Source organism: Bacteroides sp. A1C1, assembly GCF_004328515.1.
GTDB classification, from domain to species: domain Bacteria; phylum Bacteroidota; class Bacteroidia; order Bacteroidales; family Bacteroidaceae; genus Bacteroides; species Bacteroides uniformis.
On sequence record NZ_CP036491.1, the window covers coordinates 14692 to 31504 of the forward strand.

19 protein-coding genes are annotated in these 16813 nt (G+C 47.2%); 2 read left to right on the forward strand and 17 right to left on the reverse strand.

Going from position 1 to position 16813, the window contains the following annotated elements; genetic code table 11:
- Positions 1 to 162: 162 nt before the first annotated feature.
- Positions 163 to 726 carry a DUF4468 domain-containing protein gene (locus tag EYA81_RS00070; protein ID WP_118358100.1) on the reverse strand — a complete coding sequence of 188 codons (564 nt, stop codon included), beginning with the start codon at positions 724 to 726 and terminating at the stop codon, positions 163 to 165.
- 178 nt (positions 727 to 904) lie between these two features.
- On the opposite strand from EYA81_RS00070, the gene EYA81_RS00075 reads away from it, so the two are divergent.
- Both EYA81_RS00075 and EYA81_RS00080 read left to right on the forward strand, forming a co-directional pair.
- Positions 905 to 1102: a hypothetical protein gene (locus tag EYA81_RS00075; protein ID WP_117599675.1), complete on the forward strand. Its 198-nt coding sequence runs from the start codon at positions 905 to 907 to the stop codon at positions 1100 to 1102.
- A gap of 44 nt (positions 1103 to 1146) precedes the next feature.
- Positions 1147 to 1563 (forward strand): DUF5053 domain-containing protein, encoded by a 417-nt coding sequence (locus tag EYA81_RS00080; RefSeq protein ID WP_044467566.1) that lies wholly within the window; start codon positions 1147 to 1149, stop codon positions 1561 to 1563.
- Between the two features lie 124 nt (positions 1564 to 1687).
- Here EYA81_RS00080 and EYA81_RS00085 read toward each other — a convergent pair whose 3' ends face one another.
- From EYA81_RS00085 to EYA81_RS00160, 16 genes are all read right to left on the reverse strand, one after another.
- Positions 1688 to 1921, reverse strand: coding sequence for a hypothetical protein (locus tag EYA81_RS00085; RefSeq protein ID WP_044467563.1), 234 nt, complete (start codon positions 1919 to 1921; stop codon positions 1688 to 1690).
- Position 1922: 1 nt separating this feature from the next.
- A complete protein-coding gene (locus EYA81_RS00090) occupies positions 1923 to 2858 on the reverse strand; it encodes an amidoligase family protein (RefSeq protein ID WP_119961581.1) in 936 nt (311 codons plus the stop codon).
- Between the two features lie 252 nt (positions 2859 to 3110).
- The gene (locus EYA81_RS00095) at positions 3111 to 3671 is read right to left on the reverse strand and encodes a hypothetical protein (protein WP_119961580.1); all 561 of its coding nucleotides are present in this window, start codon (positions 3669 to 3671) and stop codon (positions 3111 to 3113) included.
- Entirely contained in the window at positions 3668 to 4636 is a 969-nt protein-coding gene (locus tag EYA81_RS00100; RefSeq protein WP_131225230.1) for a hypothetical protein, read from the reverse strand. The genes EYA81_RS00095 and EYA81_RS00100 overlap by 4 nt, the downstream gene beginning before the upstream one ends.
- Positions 4637 to 4969: 333 nt before the next feature.
- On the reverse strand, positions 4970 to 5488 hold the full coding sequence (locus EYA81_RS19380; protein WP_242672403.1) for a hypothetical protein: 519 nt from the start codon (positions 5486 to 5488) through the stop codon (positions 4970 to 4972).
- Positions 5485 to 6957 (reverse strand): hypothetical protein, encoded by a 1473-nt coding sequence (locus EYA81_RS00110; RefSeq protein WP_119961577.1) that lies wholly within the window; start codon positions 6955 to 6957, stop codon positions 5485 to 5487. Before EYA81_RS00110 ends, EYA81_RS19380 begins: the two co-directional genes overlap by 4 nt.
- Positions 6954 to 7265, reverse strand: a complete 312-nt coding sequence (locus tag EYA81_RS00115) for a hypothetical protein (protein WP_044467557.1) — start codon at positions 7263 to 7265, stop codon at positions 6954 to 6956. Before EYA81_RS00115 ends, EYA81_RS00110 begins: the two co-directional genes overlap by 4 nt.
- Positions 7266 to 7517: 252 nt before the next feature.
- Positions 7518 to 9272, reverse strand: coding sequence for a hypothetical protein (locus EYA81_RS00120; RefSeq protein WP_131225231.1), 1755 nt, complete (start codon positions 9270 to 9272; stop codon positions 7518 to 7520).
- A gap of 1 nt (position 9273) precedes the next feature.
- Entirely contained in the window at positions 9274 to 9915 is a 642-nt protein-coding gene (locus tag EYA81_RS00125; RefSeq protein WP_131225233.1) for a hypothetical protein, read from the reverse strand.
- Positions 9912 to 10262, reverse strand: a complete 351-nt coding sequence (locus EYA81_RS00130) for a hypothetical protein (RefSeq protein ID WP_117652836.1) — start codon at positions 10260 to 10262, stop codon at positions 9912 to 9914. Before EYA81_RS00130 ends, EYA81_RS00125 begins: the two co-directional genes overlap by 4 nt.
- Positions 10259 to 11569, reverse strand: a complete 1311-nt coding sequence (locus EYA81_RS00135; protein ID WP_131225234.1) for a site-specific DNA-methyltransferase — start codon at positions 11567 to 11569, stop codon at positions 10259 to 10261. The genes EYA81_RS00130 and EYA81_RS00135 overlap by 4 nt, the downstream gene beginning before the upstream one ends.
- 1 nt (position 11570) lies before the next feature.
- Positions 11571 to 11945: a hypothetical protein gene (locus EYA81_RS00140; RefSeq protein WP_044467552.1), complete on the reverse strand. Its 375-nt coding sequence runs from the start codon at positions 11943 to 11945 to the stop codon at positions 11571 to 11573.
- 41 nt (positions 11946 to 11986) lie between these two features.
- Positions 11987 to 12604 (reverse strand): hypothetical protein, encoded by a 618-nt coding sequence (locus EYA81_RS00145; RefSeq protein ID WP_131225235.1) that lies wholly within the window; start codon positions 12602 to 12604, stop codon positions 11987 to 11989.
- 77 nt (positions 12605 to 12681) lie between these two features.
- On the reverse strand, positions 12682 to 13683 hold the full coding sequence (locus EYA81_RS00150; protein WP_131225236.1) for a hypothetical protein: 1002 nt from the start codon (positions 13681 to 13683) through the stop codon (positions 12682 to 12684).
- 93 nt (positions 13684 to 13776) lie between these two features.
- Positions 13777 to 15807 (reverse strand): hypothetical protein, encoded by a 2031-nt coding sequence (locus tag EYA81_RS00155; protein ID WP_131225238.1) that lies wholly within the window; start codon positions 15805 to 15807, stop codon positions 13777 to 13779.
- 17 nt (positions 15808 to 15824) lie between these two features.
- Positions 15825 to 16796: a S49 family peptidase gene (locus EYA81_RS00160; RefSeq protein ID WP_119993437.1), complete on the reverse strand. Its 972-nt coding sequence runs from the start codon at positions 16794 to 16796 to the stop codon at positions 15825 to 15827.
- Positions 16797 to 16813 lie beyond the last annotated feature (17 nt).

Here is a 16813-nt window from a genome sequence, read left to right on the forward strand (position 1 = left end):
TTGAGCGTCTACCGGACGCAACGGGATAGATGATACTATCGTTTTATTTGGCACTGCAAATATGGGATTTTTTTTTGAAATAAAAAAGAAAGCTGACGAAATATTGCAATATTTCGTCAGCTCTTAAATATATAAATACTTGTATTACCCTATATAAGTAACTTACCAATTATCATCTTCGCTTTGAATAGTGGCTCCTTCTTTTATAACCTTTTCAACATTAACAAAAATATCAGAACTGATTTTAGCCGCTTGTTCTTTCAGCATTAACCATACTTTATTGTGATACTTCTTTTGCATACCTTTATCAGTATATTCATCTGCCTTAGTAAGAACTCCTAATTGTGCTTTTTTCTGATTTCCTGGTTTGTTATGATGAAAAAAATGAGAAACTTCTACTCTTACCCGTCCATCACGTGCTTGCAACTTTAAATTATAGTCTAACCATCCTTCATACGCAGAAAGCATCATACTGGGAGAATCGAATACAGATGTAGCTTTCCCTATAAGAATTCCTGCGTCTTTATCATCCATTTGAATAACATTTTGGGAATTAGCATAATAAATAGCCATAAAACTACGTAGTGCAGCGTATAGGCTATTTTTGTCTGCATTATTTTCGGATTGAATCACTTTGAAAAATTTTAGTTCTTCGTAATTGTTCTCTTGTGCATGAGTGAATAAGGTCAAGCTCATCAGCACAAATAATAAAAGTGCCTTTTTCATACAGTATGAATATTAAGTTATAAGTGCAAATATACCCCATTTCTGCACATGTTAAAATTTTCATGTGCAGAAAATGCATTTTTGTTCAATAAAGAAGAAATACATAATATTTTCTTTATGGAATTTGTGCATAAAGAAATATTTATGTATATTTGCATTGTCATTAAAACAAAGAGATATGGAAAAAGAAACAAAAATGCAACTGGTTGCAAAGCTTACCCAGTTAAAATTGTTATCTAAAATGTATGAACACACTTTCAAGAATGCAGGAAACCAAATGAGTAGGCAGAAGATGGATGAACTCTTGGATGCAAAACTGGAAACAGACAAACAGATAGCACTTTTAGAAAAGGTTTTGAAAGAATTGGAAAAATGAAGTTAAACAAGCTCCCCATAAGGGGAGCACAAAACAATAAGCTTATGGCACTTAAAGATGATTTGAAGAAATTGCATGAAATCGCTCACTCCGGCACACCGGATGCCATGGAGAAATATGTTGCTCTCTCTGATGAAATAACCAGTAAATACACAGATCAAAAAGATGTTGATGCAATAGCCGATTTCCTAATCAATGGCTACAAGGAGGTTTCATCAGAAGCTGAAGAATTGAACAACTATATCACATTGAAGCAACAAATAGCTCCCTATACGGAAATCATTCCATTGGGATACATTGCCAAGAAGTATTTCGGTAAAAGTACCGCATGGCTTAGCCAACGTATCAATGGCAGCAAAGTTAGGGGTAAAGTTTATACGCTCAGCAAAAAGGATTTGGAGACATTCAACTTCGCTCTCCAGGATATAAGCAAACAATTAGGTTCACTCTCCATATCTTGAGAGACGTTTTATGACAACTTATCCCCGTAGTATGAACCGCTACGGGGATTTTTCGTTCTACCGACCACATCAATATAAAGAAGGCTTTCACACAAGTTGGAAGCCTTCTTTTGTTTGGAGGGGATTATTCTACTTTCATATACCCGTTGGAAAGCAAATCCTCCAAAAAATGCTCCGGGGTATCAGCTCGGACTACATGCCCCGTCTGGTCATGGAAACGGTCGGCGAAATGGTACATATACTCCTGGTCAGTACATTCGCTGTCGAAACGGCTGCTTTCACGGAGTTTGGTTACAAAGTCTGCAGGGCAGGAGGCGGCAATTATACCGCCATCCTGCAAAGTGTAAGTTGTCATCATATTATGCTAATTTTTTGGTTCTCAATTTGAAAAATACTTTTTGGTCGGCTGTCAGAAAGGGGATATTTGAAAGCGGGCATCCCGAATTCACCATGCCATGTTTTGCAAAGGTAATCATGTTGGCGGCAAACCGTATCCAATTTTCCATCTTTGTGAAATTGGTGGTACCCGAATGCTGGCGAAATTCAACTGTGCGGTGGCGTGCGTAAGCCTCAAGGTTCAATTTGTGGTAGCGGTCGTTTCCGAAGGCTGAACGTAGCTGCATGATGTTCTCTGCCTCCGTTATGCTGCGTTCCGAAATTCCGGTAAGGCATTTGCAATATCTGTTGTTCCGGCGGGTACCCGGCATAAAGGAGTCGATTACCGGTTCGAGGCGGCGGTAAGTTATTGCAAGGTTGCGCCAGGTTTCAATGGTAAAGTCTGCAGCGTCCATGTGTATATGAAGGCCGCAGCTGTCGTTCACCTTCACATTGCAATAATCGAGCACCCAGCATACCTTCTGAAGTTCCTGCAATCCGGCTTCCCCTTCAAGTATCGGGCTTACCAGCTCGAAAGTATCGTTCCCTCTAAGACTTCTGTCTGTAACCAGCTTCCAATGGTCGCGGGTGTTATGGTTGTAACCTTCCACTGCAACTGCAATTCCGGCCTCACGAAGTTCACGGGCAAGAACTCCCTTTTCGCAGTTATATGCCTCTATCTCGATGCCGAAACGTCTGTTGAAAGTATAGTCCAATTCGGGGCAGGCTGCGATGGCCGGTTGCTGGCCGAATCTTCCGGCTTCCAGCATTTTCTTATATACGTTCTGCACGAAACCGTAATTTCCGTTTGTTACCAAATCGGCTACCTGGCGGCGGGTCAGACCTAAAAGAAGGAGCTGCTGTATCTTTGCCGTCTTTGTTATGCTCTGGTTAAGAATGTTTGTAACTTGTTCGTTCATAATGTTTTATCCTTTATTTTTCGTACAGCTAAGGTAACACTATTAACGCGCATAACGTAGTAATATCTTGTTTATTATCAGTGTATTAGCTTTGTTTAGCTTGAGTAAAAAATGATTATTTTTCGTGGTAGGGATGACGGAAAAGAGTAATCAGGAGTAGCTCCTGACCGCGAACTTCGACAGCCCACAGCCAGGATGGAAATAAACAACATGAACAAAAAGTTTCTGAACCATTTAATGGCCCGATATTTGCTACTCACTAAGGGATGGTTTGACATTGAATAAATCGGTTGCTGCAGAACTGAACATGAGTGTCCAACCTATGGATTTGAATTCGGATGAGACAAAAGGGATAATGTCATGATTCTCCGATATCTTATCAAGCCATGGTAAATCCTCAGACCGTGAATCGAGAATAAGCCTTTTCCGAAGTGCCGCAAGGAGAGACAAGGTCATTTCCGAGGCAATGGCCGTCTCAACCATGTCTGCGGAATCCGAAACTTTCATGGCTATGGTAGCTGCAAGTTTCTGGCTGTCAAGAATGGAGTTGTGTGTGTCACGGCTTGATGTGAATTCTCCGAAATCCACGAACAGATAGTTGCCGGTAATATTATCGACGCGCTTCTTTACGTAATCGTATGACTGCCCGAAAACGAGATTCTCAAGTTCGGGCATTATCGGTTCCGGGAGTTTTTTGACATGCCCAAGCAGTTCCGCATATTGGACAAAGTCACTTGAGCCGTTGGCGAACATGGAGACAACCCCTTCCTTTTGGGGAAAACGGGCAAAATATCTGAGTAAATCAAGTATCATAGGATTTCATTTATTATGTGAATTGGAAGTCTGGTTTCTCTCGCAATATCCGCTTTATCCATTTTGGCCGCATGCAGGCTGCGCACCGTATCAATAATTTTTTTCCGGAGGATGGTCAAATACTGGATGACATTCATGTGTTCGATGGTTTCAATATCCCCAAACCCGTCTGAACTCAAGTTGTACAGAGACTCAAGTGCACCCGTGGAAATGGCAGAAACTTTGGTCTCCTCAAGTTCTGTAAGCAACTTGAACTCAGTTTTGGTAAACAGATAATTGATGAAGGCCTGAAAATTGAAGGCTATGGGAATAAGCTCATCCATCGGCAGCCCAGTGAACTTCTGTGCCAACTTATGCGCTCCGGCAGATGAATACCGGTCCGGATAGTAAAGGATAGCGGCCAATAACGGAAGCTGCTCTTTCGGACATACAAGGAGACCACGTGCCTCAATGAACTGGAGTGCCGTAAGCGAGCAAGTAAGACGGTTGAACATGGTTTCTATATTATAGGCAAAAAAAGTTTCATCCTCAAGATGTATCGCCGGAACCAATTGTTTGCAGAAACATGAGTTGACTGCATATTTGTAGTCCAGTCTGTCCAGATACCTGGATATGGTTATTCCATGCAACCGGTGTGGTGGTATCTTCTTACAGAGTCTGTATGTTTCAGAATCCAGTTCTTGGAGTGCTGCATCATTATCCGGATAGACAATTGTGAAGGGAAATGTCACCTGCTCTGCAAGCCAGGCCACATTTGCCCATCCATCCGTATTCCTTATTTTTTGAAGATTCCATCCCATAATCCGGCAAACATAATTCACACGAACCATGCCGACGGATATTTTTCCCTCCGCAAACCTTTGTATATCACGCATGAGTGCTTGGAAGTGATAAGGAGTTAATCCATCCCAGGAATTGGGGATGCTGTATTGCATTCCTTTTGCTATAAAATCTATTGTCAACATGGCATCAGCATTATTATGTCGTCCGGACGGTTAAAGGATGTGTTCGTATCTACAGAGCCGGAACTGTCCGTTGACAAAAGCAGATCTATATTGGCCAGTTCCCGCTTCACCTCTTCAAGCAGAGAAGCGGACAACTCAAGCATGCGGGCTTGCTCATCCTTCCCAGACCTGCTTGCCTTAGACTCGTCAAACAGACTTCTTATTGTCGGTGGAAACTCTATAATGTCAAATCGCCGCAGGGCAATGGCTATGGTCTGCTTGGCGAGGCATCGTTTGAGGAGACGCAGTACCTCTTCCTTTTTCTCTGCCCGCTCAAAATAGGCCGATATCCCGTCATCCAGCGCTTCGCTCTGGATCGGTATAGTCCGGAAAAAAAAACAGATAGGACATGTCTATCGTATACAGCATGTCGAATTCCTCCGTACTCTTTATTTTAAGAACATCAAGCATCTTCTTGTATCTCGTTTCCTTCCAGGAAGGTACAGTTTGACTGTTGTCAAGCAACTGGATGACAGTATCCATGGCATTATAATAGTTCTCGATATACGACCTGCGCATGCTTTCCTGCTCATGCTTGTATATATCGACATCATCCTTACGTTTGGATACAACATCAAAAATGAGCTGTTTGGCCATGGTAAGATTGGCCATCGCAAGACGCAGGGCCTCCTTCAGTTCGCCCTCGTCTGCCGTCAGATCGGTGTAGACATCTTTGGTAAGGATGATAACCATCTGCTTTTTTGCAGAAATGGCAGACGAATTGAGCTGGTCGAAAGTGACATTGCTCTCTGCATAGGGAGCATACTTCCGGAATTCCGAAATGGTGGTAAACAGTTCTTCCAATATTCTCATGACTGTTGCTGATTTAGTCTGTTTTGAGGTGAAACATCTTCCTGGCGTGCCGGGACTTCGCGATAGAATCCAAGACGGTACCCCTGGCTGTATAAATGGGGAAAGTTTATCTGTATGGCCATATTGAACGGTTCGGAGCAGATTTCGTCTTCCGATGTCAGTGACATTATGTATATCAGATAGTTGTAATACGCATCGGCTCCTGATTTGGATATGACTCCGTCCTTGCTGACACTGGATATGGAGGAGTCAAGTCCCACGCTTGACAGCAGCACCTCATCGGCACGTTTGTCATAGGATATCAAGGCATCGATATATTCCTTGTATTTCAAATCAACCGTCTCTATCTTCCAGCGTTCCTCTTCGCCCTGGCTGTTCTTGAAGCTGATTGTCGCATATGCCTTACCCTGGTTGTCTGCACCGGACAGATAGCGGGATATCTTACGTAGTTCAGACTGCAGATACTTTATCAGGGTGGATTCCTTGAATTCCGAACCAATCACGATGCCATTGTACATCAGTTCTTCCTCATTGTTCTTCTTGCGCCGTTTATTCTCGTCGCAGAGTTTGGTTATCTGGATCCTCTTGGACTCAAGCCAGGCATTGGGGATGACAATGTGTATCTTGGCGGCAAGCGAATTACGTAAAAAGGAGTTGATATAATCAGCCGTATCGTTGGAACCCTTGATGTAGGACCTGGTACCGGCATGGGTTTCGTTCACACCGTAGAACTCATCCACGGATTTTTCCCGGTGATGGGAAATGGCCGCAAATCTGTAATTGGCAAGCTCCGAAAAGGAAAACTTCGGATAGATGCGGAAACTGGAGGTGCCATACCCCCAACGCCCTACGGCAATGTAGCGGAAATCCCGGTAGTAGACAACATCTGTCGCCACATCCTTCTTGGTGGTGGCCAGCCTGCAATGTCTGTTCTCCATGGCTTCAAGGCCGGCAACGGGCATCGTCCCTCTTGCTTTTCCCTTTGTGAAGCGCCACTTTACGAAACAGTCCCTGAAATAGTAGTAGTTCTTGATGATTGACTTCGCCACTTCCTTATAACCCGATTCAAGACCGCGCTGTTCCCAACTGTTGAGCCAGTCCATGATTTCCGGACAGTCAACCCACTGTTTCTGAAGTTTCCCGTCCACGATTGCCGGCTTGTACACGGCAAGCCCATGACCATACAGCATGTTGACCTGCTTGGTAATCAATCTCGGCAGAAGCCGGTTCTTCTTTATGTCGGACGCGACTTCCTCGCATTTCATGTTGTTGGAGCCACGGCTGCACACCTGGAATCCCTGGATGCTCTGCCACTGCGTATCCGGAAGACTTCCTCCACTCAGGGGGAACATCGGATCTGGTTCCAGGACTGAAGCCATCGGTCTGTCTCCAATCTGGAAAGATATTACATTGTCATCGTCAAGATAGCAACCGAAGTTGCCTACCATTTTGAGATTGCTTTTACTCATAACCAATCTATTTTATGAAGTTTGAAACCATCTTGAGGAAAGCCCATGTACCTGATGAGAATACGGTAGCACATCTTGGGTTCCCCGTCTGCATCTGTAAACAGAAAGAAGTTGTCACTGTCTATACTGAATCTTTCTTCAGGCAGTTGAGTACGCCATCTGCATCCTTCTTTAACTGTCAATGTGGCTGATGCCTCCCCCTTATGCCTGGAACACGGGAAGAAGGCAATGGTAAAGCAGCCGTCAGGCAGTTTTGATATCTCTTTGGCCCATTGCATCGCTTGAATACCGGTCATTGTCATTTCCATGCCCGAAAGTAGCAGGTTTCTACTGCGGGAAAAAGGACGGAAAGCCCCCTCCGTCATATTTCCGAGGAACCTCGAAGAATGCCTTGCAACTCCAAAACTCAGCGGTGCGTGCTGAACAGCGCCTCACGAAGAAAACGCTTTCCTTTTTTAAAAACATAAAAGTCTGGTTTCTAAATGAAAGGCGTTTGTTTTAATGTCAAACGATACCATTATTGTATCTTTACTGACCATTTTTATAGTGAAAAACAGCCGTTATATAGCCAGATTATCAGGTAAATTGTCCGGCATGGACGATAATTCACTCAACACTTTGTTTCCATAACGCCCGAAAAGAAGATAAATCAGGGCACTGGGAAGCTGCGTTGTCAGTCCGGCCTGGTTCTTGAGAGGCACTTTCTTTTCCGAAGATTTGTCCAGCTCGATGCGGCCTTCCGTTTTTTTCAACGGTGACAGCATAATGGCACTGCAAAGGTTCCTGCACTCGTTCTCGTCTATCAAAATTTCCGGCAAGGCATTGCTCCGGCCTCCAAACATAAGAAGCAACAACTTGAACTGTTGCCAATGATATACGGTGGCCTGCCCTTCGTTCATCAGTTCCACCTCAAAGCCATAACTTTCCAACTCACGCTTCAAGGCACGGCTGTCGGTGGTTATCTGTTCCAGTTCCTCACGGCGTTTGTTCCCGGCACGGTCAGGGTAGAGAATGATACGCTTATTCTGGGAATCAGCACCGAAAAACTCATAGAACTGACGGGCGAGTTCGGGCTGTTCATCCGGGTAACAGCAATAGAGTTCCTTTATAATACGGAGCTGACGGCCGTATTCCTTTTCCTGCCCGACAACAAGGCTGGAAAAGTGGCCGGGGTCATATCCTACCAGTAGCTCGTCACGCTTGTTGTAGTGCTTCAAATAGCGGGCTGTGAGTAGAAAATGTTCCCGCAGGTCAAGTCGTAGAATGGATTCATAGATATAGCTGTCTGCATACTGATGTTTCTCCTTGTTGTAGTTGGCGAAGAACTTGTTGATAACCTCCTTATGGCGGATAGCGCAGATGGAAGTGAGGAATTCGTCCATATCCAAGGTCTCAAGCTGCGTCTTGAAGAACTTCGGACCGAGGATATCCTTGTTGCAGAAGGAACTGGCACGGACGTACAACGTGGCGTTACGGCGCATGTCCGCCAGGCGGGGCTGCCATAAGGATATGATGCGATCCTGTCTGATGATTTCAAGACGGATACGTTCAAGGGTAACGGGATTTGTAGTTTCCCGTTGGGAATTTATAAGTTTGTATTTCTGATAGATAGCTGCATTTACATGAAGCGCAACTGTAGATATTTCCTCCATCAGTTTCGTATCCATATTTTTCTCATATTCCTCGAACCAGTCATCTTCGCCGAGGTCCACACGCGCGGTATCGGATACGCCCGTGATTCCTTGGTAATAAGGTGACCGGCGTATTTCGGCACTGGCACCACGGAGGGAAGGGAACAAGCGGGTTTTCAATTTCTCCCCTTTGTTGTGTTTCATCTCTTCAATGATGGCGTGGACGGCAGAGCGTCCGGCAACGGACTCCGGCTGGTCCGAGCTTACCAACTGGATGTGATGGCCGTCCCGGAAAACGACACTGTGTTTGGGGTAGGATATGGGATATCGGGGCTTGCGGAAATGAGAAGGGAGCTTATTTTCGCCCACCACATAATCGATGCCATACTCCAGCATGGAACGTACCTTCCCACCTACGGTGACTTCCCTGGAGAAATAAGCCTGAAGGTTGGGCCATACGTTCGTCATCAGGGCAACGTAGGTCTTATGTACCAGAAACGACAGCTCGCCTGGCATGTCATTGGCCACACGGATGATACGTGGGCCGGTGATACCTTCCGTCTTGCCACCTGCACGCGCCACTTCGGCAAATATGTTGTTGGCATCGATGACATTGACCAGTATCTGCATCTGGTTCATGTAGTATTCCTCAAACTGGGAAGTGGTTTCAATATCAGTTTCCATCTTACTCTTCATTAAGTTCTTCGTATTCAGCTTCCTCAATATCCGCATCGCGCAGCAGACGCTTCTTCTCGGCTTTCTCGATGGGAAGGTTCTCTATCAAGTTCAGATAGAAGCCTTGATTGTGCTTGGAGGCAATCTCCTTCAGGGAGGCCTTGCTGTATCCCAGGTCTTCCGGAGTAAGTTCGGGAGATATCAGGAAGACGATCCCCAGGTTACGGTCGGCTTCAGCAATCTCGGCGGCACGGCGACGGCACTCCAGGGCGGCGGCATAGCACTTGCCCTGGGTCTTGTAGTCACCGGCAGCCGCACATAGTTTGGCAAGATCCTCGTACTTGTCGGCATAGTTGGACTCCCACACCTTGATGGACACATTGTTGTCGATATTGAAGTAATTGATGGCCGCATAAATGCGTGCCTTACATGTACGTTCATCCACATTAATCTGCTGCTGGGCATTGATGCGCTGGCGCAGCTGCTTGGCGGCACGGGTGATGTTACGCTCGTATTCGTAAATCTCCGCCGCCCATTGCAGCTGCTTGAGGAATAACTGCACATCGGCAGGAATGCCATCACACTTCCCGGTGGTGAGGAATGCGGATATCAAGTCCGGATGTATCTTATCAAGGGTGTCGAGTCTGGTCATATTCCAAAGAGTTGGTTTCTTAAGTCTTTGACTGTCCGTTCCTGCTTACGTGTTTCCAAGGTCTCAATGGCCGACACATCACCGGTCTCGGCTTTCTTGGCAAGTTCGGCATCGATATTGTATTCTCCCAGGGCACAACCGTTACGGTAGGCGTCGTAATATACATCTCCGGGCATCAACAAGCGGACTGTCAGTGCCGTCCTTTCCTTTCCACGCAGGCCGAGAAGCGTACATATACGGTGGGGAGTGTATCCCAAAGCACCGAAAGTACGCACTTGGGATACATATTCATCGCCTATCAGGACGGCTTTATCAGTGTCTGAAGTTAGAGTGAGTTCCTTTTTCATTTCAACAAGGATTGGGTATCTGTAACAGAAAGAATTTCTCCATTCCGGATTAACTGGACGGGCTGCTCAGGGAACATGGCGCGGTACCGGTGAATGGTGGCTGTAACATATTTCGGGTCTATCTCCATAGCATGACAGATACGGTCTATCTGCTGGCATGCCATGAGTGTAGAACCGGATCCGGAGAAGATGTCGAGGACTATCTGACCAGGAGTGCTGGAGTTGGATATTGGATATGCCATAAGGGCTATGGGCTTCATTGTCGGATGTATGGCATTGCGCTGCGGCTTGTCGAAATTCCAGACGGTAGTCTGCTTACGGTCGGAATTCCATTGATGTCCGGCACCCGGTTTCCAGCCATAGAGACAAGGTTCATGCTGCCATTGATAATCCTGGCGTCCCATCACCATAGTATTCTTTACCCAGATGCAGCATTGTGCAATCTTGAATCCCGCTTTCCTGAGAGAAGCCCGGAAATTCTCGCCTTCACTGTCCGCATGGAATATATAGTAGGATCCTCCCGGCTTGAGTACGGCGAACATGACAGAGAACACCTGCCTGAGAAAGGTGGCGAACAAGTCGTTTTCCATGGAATCGTTCTGGATGGTGAGTTCCTCCTCTGTACCGCCTTCATAGTTCACGTTGTACGGTGGATCCGTGACGCACAAGTCCGCATGCTGCCCATCCATCAGCGCCGTGATGTCCGATTTGGAACGGCAATCGCCACACATCAGACGATGGTTACCGAGTAACCATATATCGCCGGGTCTGGCAATTACAGTATCTTCAGATGCAGGAACATTAAAATCGATGGCATCTTCCTGCACATTTTCCGACTCATGTTCTTGGGCAAAAAGGGGGGAAACCTGCCCGAAATCAGTGGTCTTGACCTCATAACCCAGGTTGAAGCGCTGCAGGGTGTCAGAATCTATATTATATTTTTTGAACAGCAGGGTATCCGGATTCCTGGTGGCAAACTCGGAATTATAGGCTGCGATTTCCTCTACCGCTTCCTTCTTGTCTGCCGCAAAAATGGGTTCATAAGGTATTTCCGGTATTGTAAACCCAGACTTGCGCAATGCAAGCAGTGCCTTCCGTCTCTGATGGGCATCGATAATCCAGAGCTTTCCGTCCGGATCCTGCCAGGCTTTGAATGCATACTTGAAACCACGGGTGATGATAAGCATCTGCAGTTTCGATAATTTGTCAGGATCAGACTTCTTGAAGTCCTCCTGAAGCTCCAAGAACGAATCCAGCGGGGCAGTAGGCAAACCACCCAAATTAAATACTTCTATCAGCTTTTCCATTTTACTTCGAATTGAATTTTTGCAATATTGCTTTGAACAGTGATTCCCGTTCACGGTGACGTCGGAGATTCTCCTTGTCTTGGGTGCGCTTGTTTTGCCTGTCAGCGCGTTTCAGGTAACACTCGTATCTGCGGATATTGTCCGTCACATTCTTATGCAGGCGCAGGAACTCCTGCGGGTCCGTCTGCAGCAGCTTCTCCAGTTGTGCTCTCTCTGACTGGTGGGCTATGAGCGGATGGATGTAGAGGAACTTCCCAGTGTCGTTGAACGATTGCAGCTCATCGAATGCCTGAAGATTACGGATACGCAGTTCCACCATGTCCATGATGTCACGCTTCTGCGGTTTTCTTTCCAGACTTTCGTCGAGCTGCTTCATCTGTTTCCAAGTGACCACACGGTCGTTGTAGATGAGTGTGGCTATTTGGACTTGCGGGTCGAATAGGTTGTCCCAGTCGATTTGCGGGTATTCCTCTTGCTTTTGGACTTTACCGGAACCTTGGCCGGCTCTTTTTTTTTCTCTTCTTCCAGCGCCTGCTCAGTCTCCTGGGCACGGGCTTCCGCTTCATCCCTGGCTTCCTCCGCTTCATCGGCACGCTGTTCGGCTTCTTCAGCACGGGCTTCCGCTTCATCAAGCGCTTGTTTCAACTCTTCTGCCGAGTTGTCAGCCGGAGCTGTTTCAGGCTTTTCCACGTCATCATGTGGACCGGTTCCTTCAGTATGTGTTGTTTCCCCTTTGGGCATTTGCTGTTTTTTTTCGGCCGGTTTTTCCGCAGTAGGGGCTTCTGTTTTCTTTTCTCCGGCATCTTCTGCCTCTTTTGCGATCATAGCCCGGCGATACTCACGTATCTTCTCACGTGTGGCACAATCTAACAGTGCATAAAGGATATCATCGGCATAACGTTTGGGATTGCGTGAGAATGTGGCAAGCTGCGGAAATCCAGGAACTTCTTTAGCCAGTAACTCAAGGTCATATTGTGCCACATCCGGATTCCGGAGAGCCACGAAATGTGTCTTCTTTTCTTTGAAACTATACATAACATACAGATTTAAGTCTTACAAGCCAACACGCTGCCTATAAGGGAATTCTGCTGACTTGTAAGAGGTGTTTTTTACTAAGCTGTCTGCACACGGCTGCCGGATACCTCGACAAGTGTAGAGGCATCAAGCACCATGAAGGTGATGGAAGAACCCGCTTTGGCTGTCCAGGTAGCTCCATCCTCAAGCACAAAGCTGTTGCCGTCGGCAATGGTGGCCGCCTTGTCGGTACCGGTACCCTCAAGTGTGATGTAACGTCCCTTATCATTGGCTGTCAATCCGCTGACAGTGGAAATGGCGTATGTGCCTTCACTGCCATCGGGGATGGTATAACGGTTGTTGGTGGATTTAATGGCAAGTGCCGTTGCGCCAGCCGTGTGAGCCGCTGCCGGAGCACGGACAATATCGCCCGTATACTTGTAGTACTGGTCAATGCTTGTACGTGTGAAGGTATAGGTTACATAACGCCCGTCCTTGTCATTTTTGGACTCGAAGGAGGAGAGTACCATCGGACGGTCATAGTTGCCGAGGATGTACCACTGCGCATCGCCCACTTCCTTGAAAAGGATGATGAACTTGCCTCCGGCATGCTGTTCAATGAAATCGAGCAGCTGGTCACGCATGCCGCCCATGACGGCAACAAAAGTGTTCGTACCGCTGGTGGTAATGTCACCTTTCTCACCGGTTGAAGTGTAGGTGGGAATATCGTGCGCCGCAAAGTACTTCATGTATTGTCCGGCTTTCATCGGGATGGTGCTTATCTCACGCTGCTGGTTTGGAAGCGGAAAGGGTACATCGGAATTTATCTGGTCGACATCCACCAGGTAAATCTTGTAGGCTATATTCGAGCCGTGCGTCTTACGGTCGGATACATCGTCCACGTCACCGATGACCATCATGGCGGCCAGTGTGGTACCGGAAAATCCGTAAATTCCCAGCACAGAACCGGGAGACATGACCATGTCAAGAATAAACACGAGTGCCAGAAGCACCATCAGCGAAAGGAAAAACCGGACCTGCATCTTACGGGCGGCCTGGTTCCCTTTACGGAAAGGATTTGAAATTCTTTTTGCTTTCATACAATTTTAATTTTTAAGTTATAAAAAACGGAGCGGGCTTAAGTGGACCCGCCCCGCGCTACCTGAAAACAATCTGTTCTTATAGACAACCAATTATCTGACTCCAGGAATGTTGGGCTGGAGTGCAGCGTTCACCTTGCGTACACCGCCTACCTGACGTTCCAGTTCCAGGAAGTTACCCTTGCTGTTCAGGATTACCATGATATAGTCACCCTCTTTGGTCGGAGTATAAGCTTCCGTAATGCCGGCAAACTTGTCCGACTTGGCGATGGTAGTGGCATTCTCGGTACTGCCACATTCAATAATGTAGGCTACACCGGCTTTGGCTCCCGTAATGTCCGTAATGGCTTTGGCGGCAGTGTTGGCCGCTGTTATCTGCCAGAATCCCTTTGAAGCATCGACAGTGGTCGCGTCCGCTGCCATATCGACGGCAGGTTTGTTCATGAAGATCTGCTGCCATTCGTAATTGTTGGCCTTCAGTTTTTCCAGGCTGTCAAAACGGCGGCCGGTGAACGAAGCGGCGGTACCTTCTTTCCAGGTGGACCATGCCTTTACCAGTTCCATGTCCTCTTTCACCTTGATAGAGAGCATCTCGCCCGGTACGAATTCCAGGAACTGGAGGTTACCCGGAATATCCATGAACATGAGGGGAAACTGACCGAGGTAAGGCAACCAGATGATACGCATATTCGTGTCAGGTACCACATTGCGGTAACTGTCCGGACCGGAAAAATCAATGTCCTTTCCATATTTGGCGCGGACATTCTTAATCCACCAGGGCAAATGGGTCTTATTCAGATAGAGGACGTGGCGGTCAAGGTCCATGTCTTCCGTGCAGGAAGCCACCACATCGCCGACAAACTCCTGAACGGAATCCAACATGTTGGAAGCCGTGTAGCTGCGATAGGACTCATCGTCATGGGGAAGAATCTTAAACTCATGCATGTAGCGGACCAGCGTGTATATGATTCCGGTCGATGCGTTCAAGTAATTGCCTGCGACACCCGTTTCCGGCTTGACATAGATACCCCGCATACGGCGTTTGTTCTGCTCCACCTGCGCAGTTTCCAATGAGTTCAGGATGCAGAACTCGATCATGGTCCACTTGATAGGATCGGAGCCTTCCTTGTTCAGATAAGCGATGTACATGCGTTCCAGTTCTTTCATCGGACCGAACTTGAGCTTGATCATCGCATCATCCACATGACCCATCTCGTTCTCAAGCTTCATGTCACCCTTCCAGATTTCACCCTGCTGGTAAGCTTGGGAAACTTCGGAGAAGAAGGCATTGAACACGAGGTCATGGTCCTGAATTCCATAGCGGACGGGAAAATACTGCGTGAGGTCGCGGACTGAGAGTACACGGGCAATCAAATAGTCCTGACGCAGAACCACATACTGGTTGCCCACACCGGCTGTATTCACCCCTTCGTAGTTCGTACTGAATTCTCCGGCTGCCAGACGTTTGGCGTCAAGCATGCCGTTTCTGTGCAGATAATCGTAACGCTGCTGCAGTGAACGGGAGAAAGTAACGGCCTGGCGACGGAAAGCGGCCCCTTCAATCTCTTCATTCCATGGACCGTAAGAAGAAGCGGAGGCCGGATTGACAGCAATCTTGTTCCAACGTTCGGACATGGAGAACATCTGGTTTTCGATACCGAAAAGATACCGGGAACGGTCTGCCGGTCCCGTGAACATGATGGAAGCAGCTGTCACTGTCCGGGAAGGGATATCATCCTCCGCGCGGTTGTTCATATTGTCAACCAGGCTCTGCACAGCGGTGGCCAGTTGCACCAGGCCTTCACCGTTGGCTGGCTGTGAAATGGTCTGCACCGGTCCATTCCCACTATTTTCCTCTTCCGTGGTTGTTGAATTGGTTTGTACCGGATTGACGATACTTCCAAGAATGGACTGTACCTGGTCAATCTGTTCCTGGGTGACAGCAACCGTTTGCCGTTGCGCCGCCTGGTCCGCAGCCAAGTCATCCTGAAGGATAGACTGGTACTCCTGATTATAGGAGTTGACTATCTGTCCCCATTCTTCCTGGGTCAGTTGATTGGCTTTCGCTTTGTCCAGCAGATTCAGTTTCTGCAGGACGGTCTGAATTCTTTCCTTTAAATTCATGATAAACAAAAGTTAAGTTATAAATAGTTGAGAGCACTTCTTTTTATATTCTCAATCTCCATATAGCTGCGACCGAGCTCTACAGCCTTGACCACAGCTTCGGGAAAAGTCATGGAGGCGTCAACCAGCCCTTTATCGATGGCATGCGGAGTATCGAACGTTTCACCACGGAATACCGGGTCGTCTTCCGGCAGGCTGCCCAGTTGTGGTCTGGACGCAAGAACGGCGGCAAGGAACTGTTCATTGGGTGGATCCAGTTCTTCTTTGATATACTGTTCCGGGTTCCCTCTGAGCAAGTCATCCGTCTTTTTATTCTTCAGGTCTGATTTCGTGGCTTTGGCCTGGATGAGTTTGAGACCCATCTTTTCGAACCATCCGTCATAGTTACAAGTGGAAATCATGGTTCCTATGCAGCCGATGGTATCATAGGCCGTGAGTGCGGCAATGAAACTGGAATGGCAGGTTATATAATAGCTGGCCGAACAGTTGCACTGCTCCACCAATGTCATGACGGGCTTGCCGAGTGAGCGCATCGTCTCACTGAGTCTGTCCATATACCATGCTTCCCCTCCCGGAGAGTTCACATGCAGGAAATGGCAGGTTATGGCCGGATTGGCTTCTGCCGCAAGCAGGTCCCGTTCGAACTGCTTGGAGGAGAAATACCACTGACAATCTGAGGTGATGAATCCCCAGATACGGTGATAGGCGATACTGCCTTCAGGAAGTTCGTCAGAAGAGAAGTCATCGGTGACGGTTATCCCCTGGAGTTCTGAACGGGCCTTCATTTCCTGCTGAAGAAGTGAAAGGGCCTTTTTCGATGTCTCTTTATATGTGGGAGGATTTTCATTGAAGAAAAAGGATGTCGGCTGCAGACTGTCAGCGGACACCAATGGAAAAGCCTCTATCATGGCAGAAGACAAGCCCTCTGCCGTGATAAGAAGCCGGTGTATATTTAAAGTAAGAAGCTGGCGTAGATAAGTTCTGTTCATTGCGTATCTTTTCAGCG

Coding starts and splice junctions, on each gene's coding strand:
- EYA81_RS00110 (WP_119961577.1), bottom strand. CDS start 6,957: ATGAGTAAAAGCAATCTCAAAATGGTAGGCAACTTCGGTTGCTATCTT.
- EYA81_RS00090 (WP_119961581.1), bottom strand. CDS start 2,858: ATGAACGAACAAGTTACAAACATTCTTAACCAGAGCATAACAAAGACG.
- EYA81_RS00160 (WP_119993437.1), bottom strand. CDS start 16,796: ATGAACAGAACTTATCTACGCCAGCTTCTTACTTTAAATATACACCGG.
- EYA81_RS00125 (WP_131225233.1), bottom strand. CDS start 9,915: ATGACCAGACTCGACACCCTTGATAAGATACATCCGGACTTGATATCC.
- EYA81_RS00140 (WP_044467552.1), bottom strand. CDS start 11,945: ATGAAGCAGCTCGACGAAAGTCTGGAAAGAAAACCGCAGAAGCGTGAC.
- EYA81_RS00075 (WP_117599675.1), top strand. CDS start 905: ATGGAAAAAGAAACAAAAATGCAACTGGTTGCAAAGCTTACCCAGTTA.
- EYA81_RS00155 (WP_131225238.1), bottom strand. CDS start 15,807: ATGAATTTAAAGGAAAGAATTCAGACCGTCCTGCAGAAACTGAATCTG.
- EYA81_RS00080 (WP_044467566.1), top strand. CDS start 1,147: ATGGCACTTAAAGATGATTTGAAGAAATTGCATGAAATCGCTCACTCC.
- EYA81_RS00085 (WP_044467563.1), bottom strand. CDS start 1,921: ATGATGACAACTTACACTTTGCAGGATGGCGGTATAATTGCCGCCTCC.
- EYA81_RS00095 (WP_119961580.1), bottom strand. CDS start 3,671: ATGATACTTGATTTACTCAGATATTTTGCCCGTTTTCCCCAAAAGGAA.
- EYA81_RS00145 (WP_131225235.1), bottom strand. CDS start 12,604: ATGTATAGTTTCAAAGAAAAGAAGACACATTTCGTGGCTCTCCGGAAT.
- EYA81_RS00120 (WP_131225231.1), bottom strand. CDS start 9,272: ATGGAAACTGATATTGAAACCACTTCCCAGTTTGAGGAATACTACATG.
- EYA81_RS00150 (WP_131225236.1), bottom strand. CDS start 13,683: ATGAAAGCAAAAAGAATTTCAAATCCTTTCCGTAAAGGGAACCAGGCC.
- EYA81_RS00070 (WP_118358100.1), bottom strand. CDS start 726: ATGAAAAAGGCACTTTTATTATTTGTGCTGATGAGCTTGACCTTATTC.
- EYA81_RS19380 (WP_242672403.1), bottom strand. CDS start 5,488: ATGAGAATATTGGAAGAACTGTTTACCACCATTTCGGAATTCCGGAAG.
- EYA81_RS00130 (WP_117652836.1), bottom strand. CDS start 10,262: ATGAAAAAGGAACTCACTCTAACTTCAGACACTGATAAAGCCGTCCTG.
- EYA81_RS00135 (WP_131225234.1), bottom strand. CDS start 11,569: ATGGAAAAGCTGATAGAAGTATTTAATTTGGGTGGTTTGCCTACTGCC.
- EYA81_RS00115 (WP_044467557.1), bottom strand. CDS start 7,265: ATGGAAATGACAATGACCGGTATTCAAGCGATGCAATGGGCCAAAGAG.
- EYA81_RS00100 (WP_131225230.1), bottom strand. CDS start 4,636: ATGTTGACAATAGATTTTATAGCAAAAGGAATGCAATACAGCATCCCC.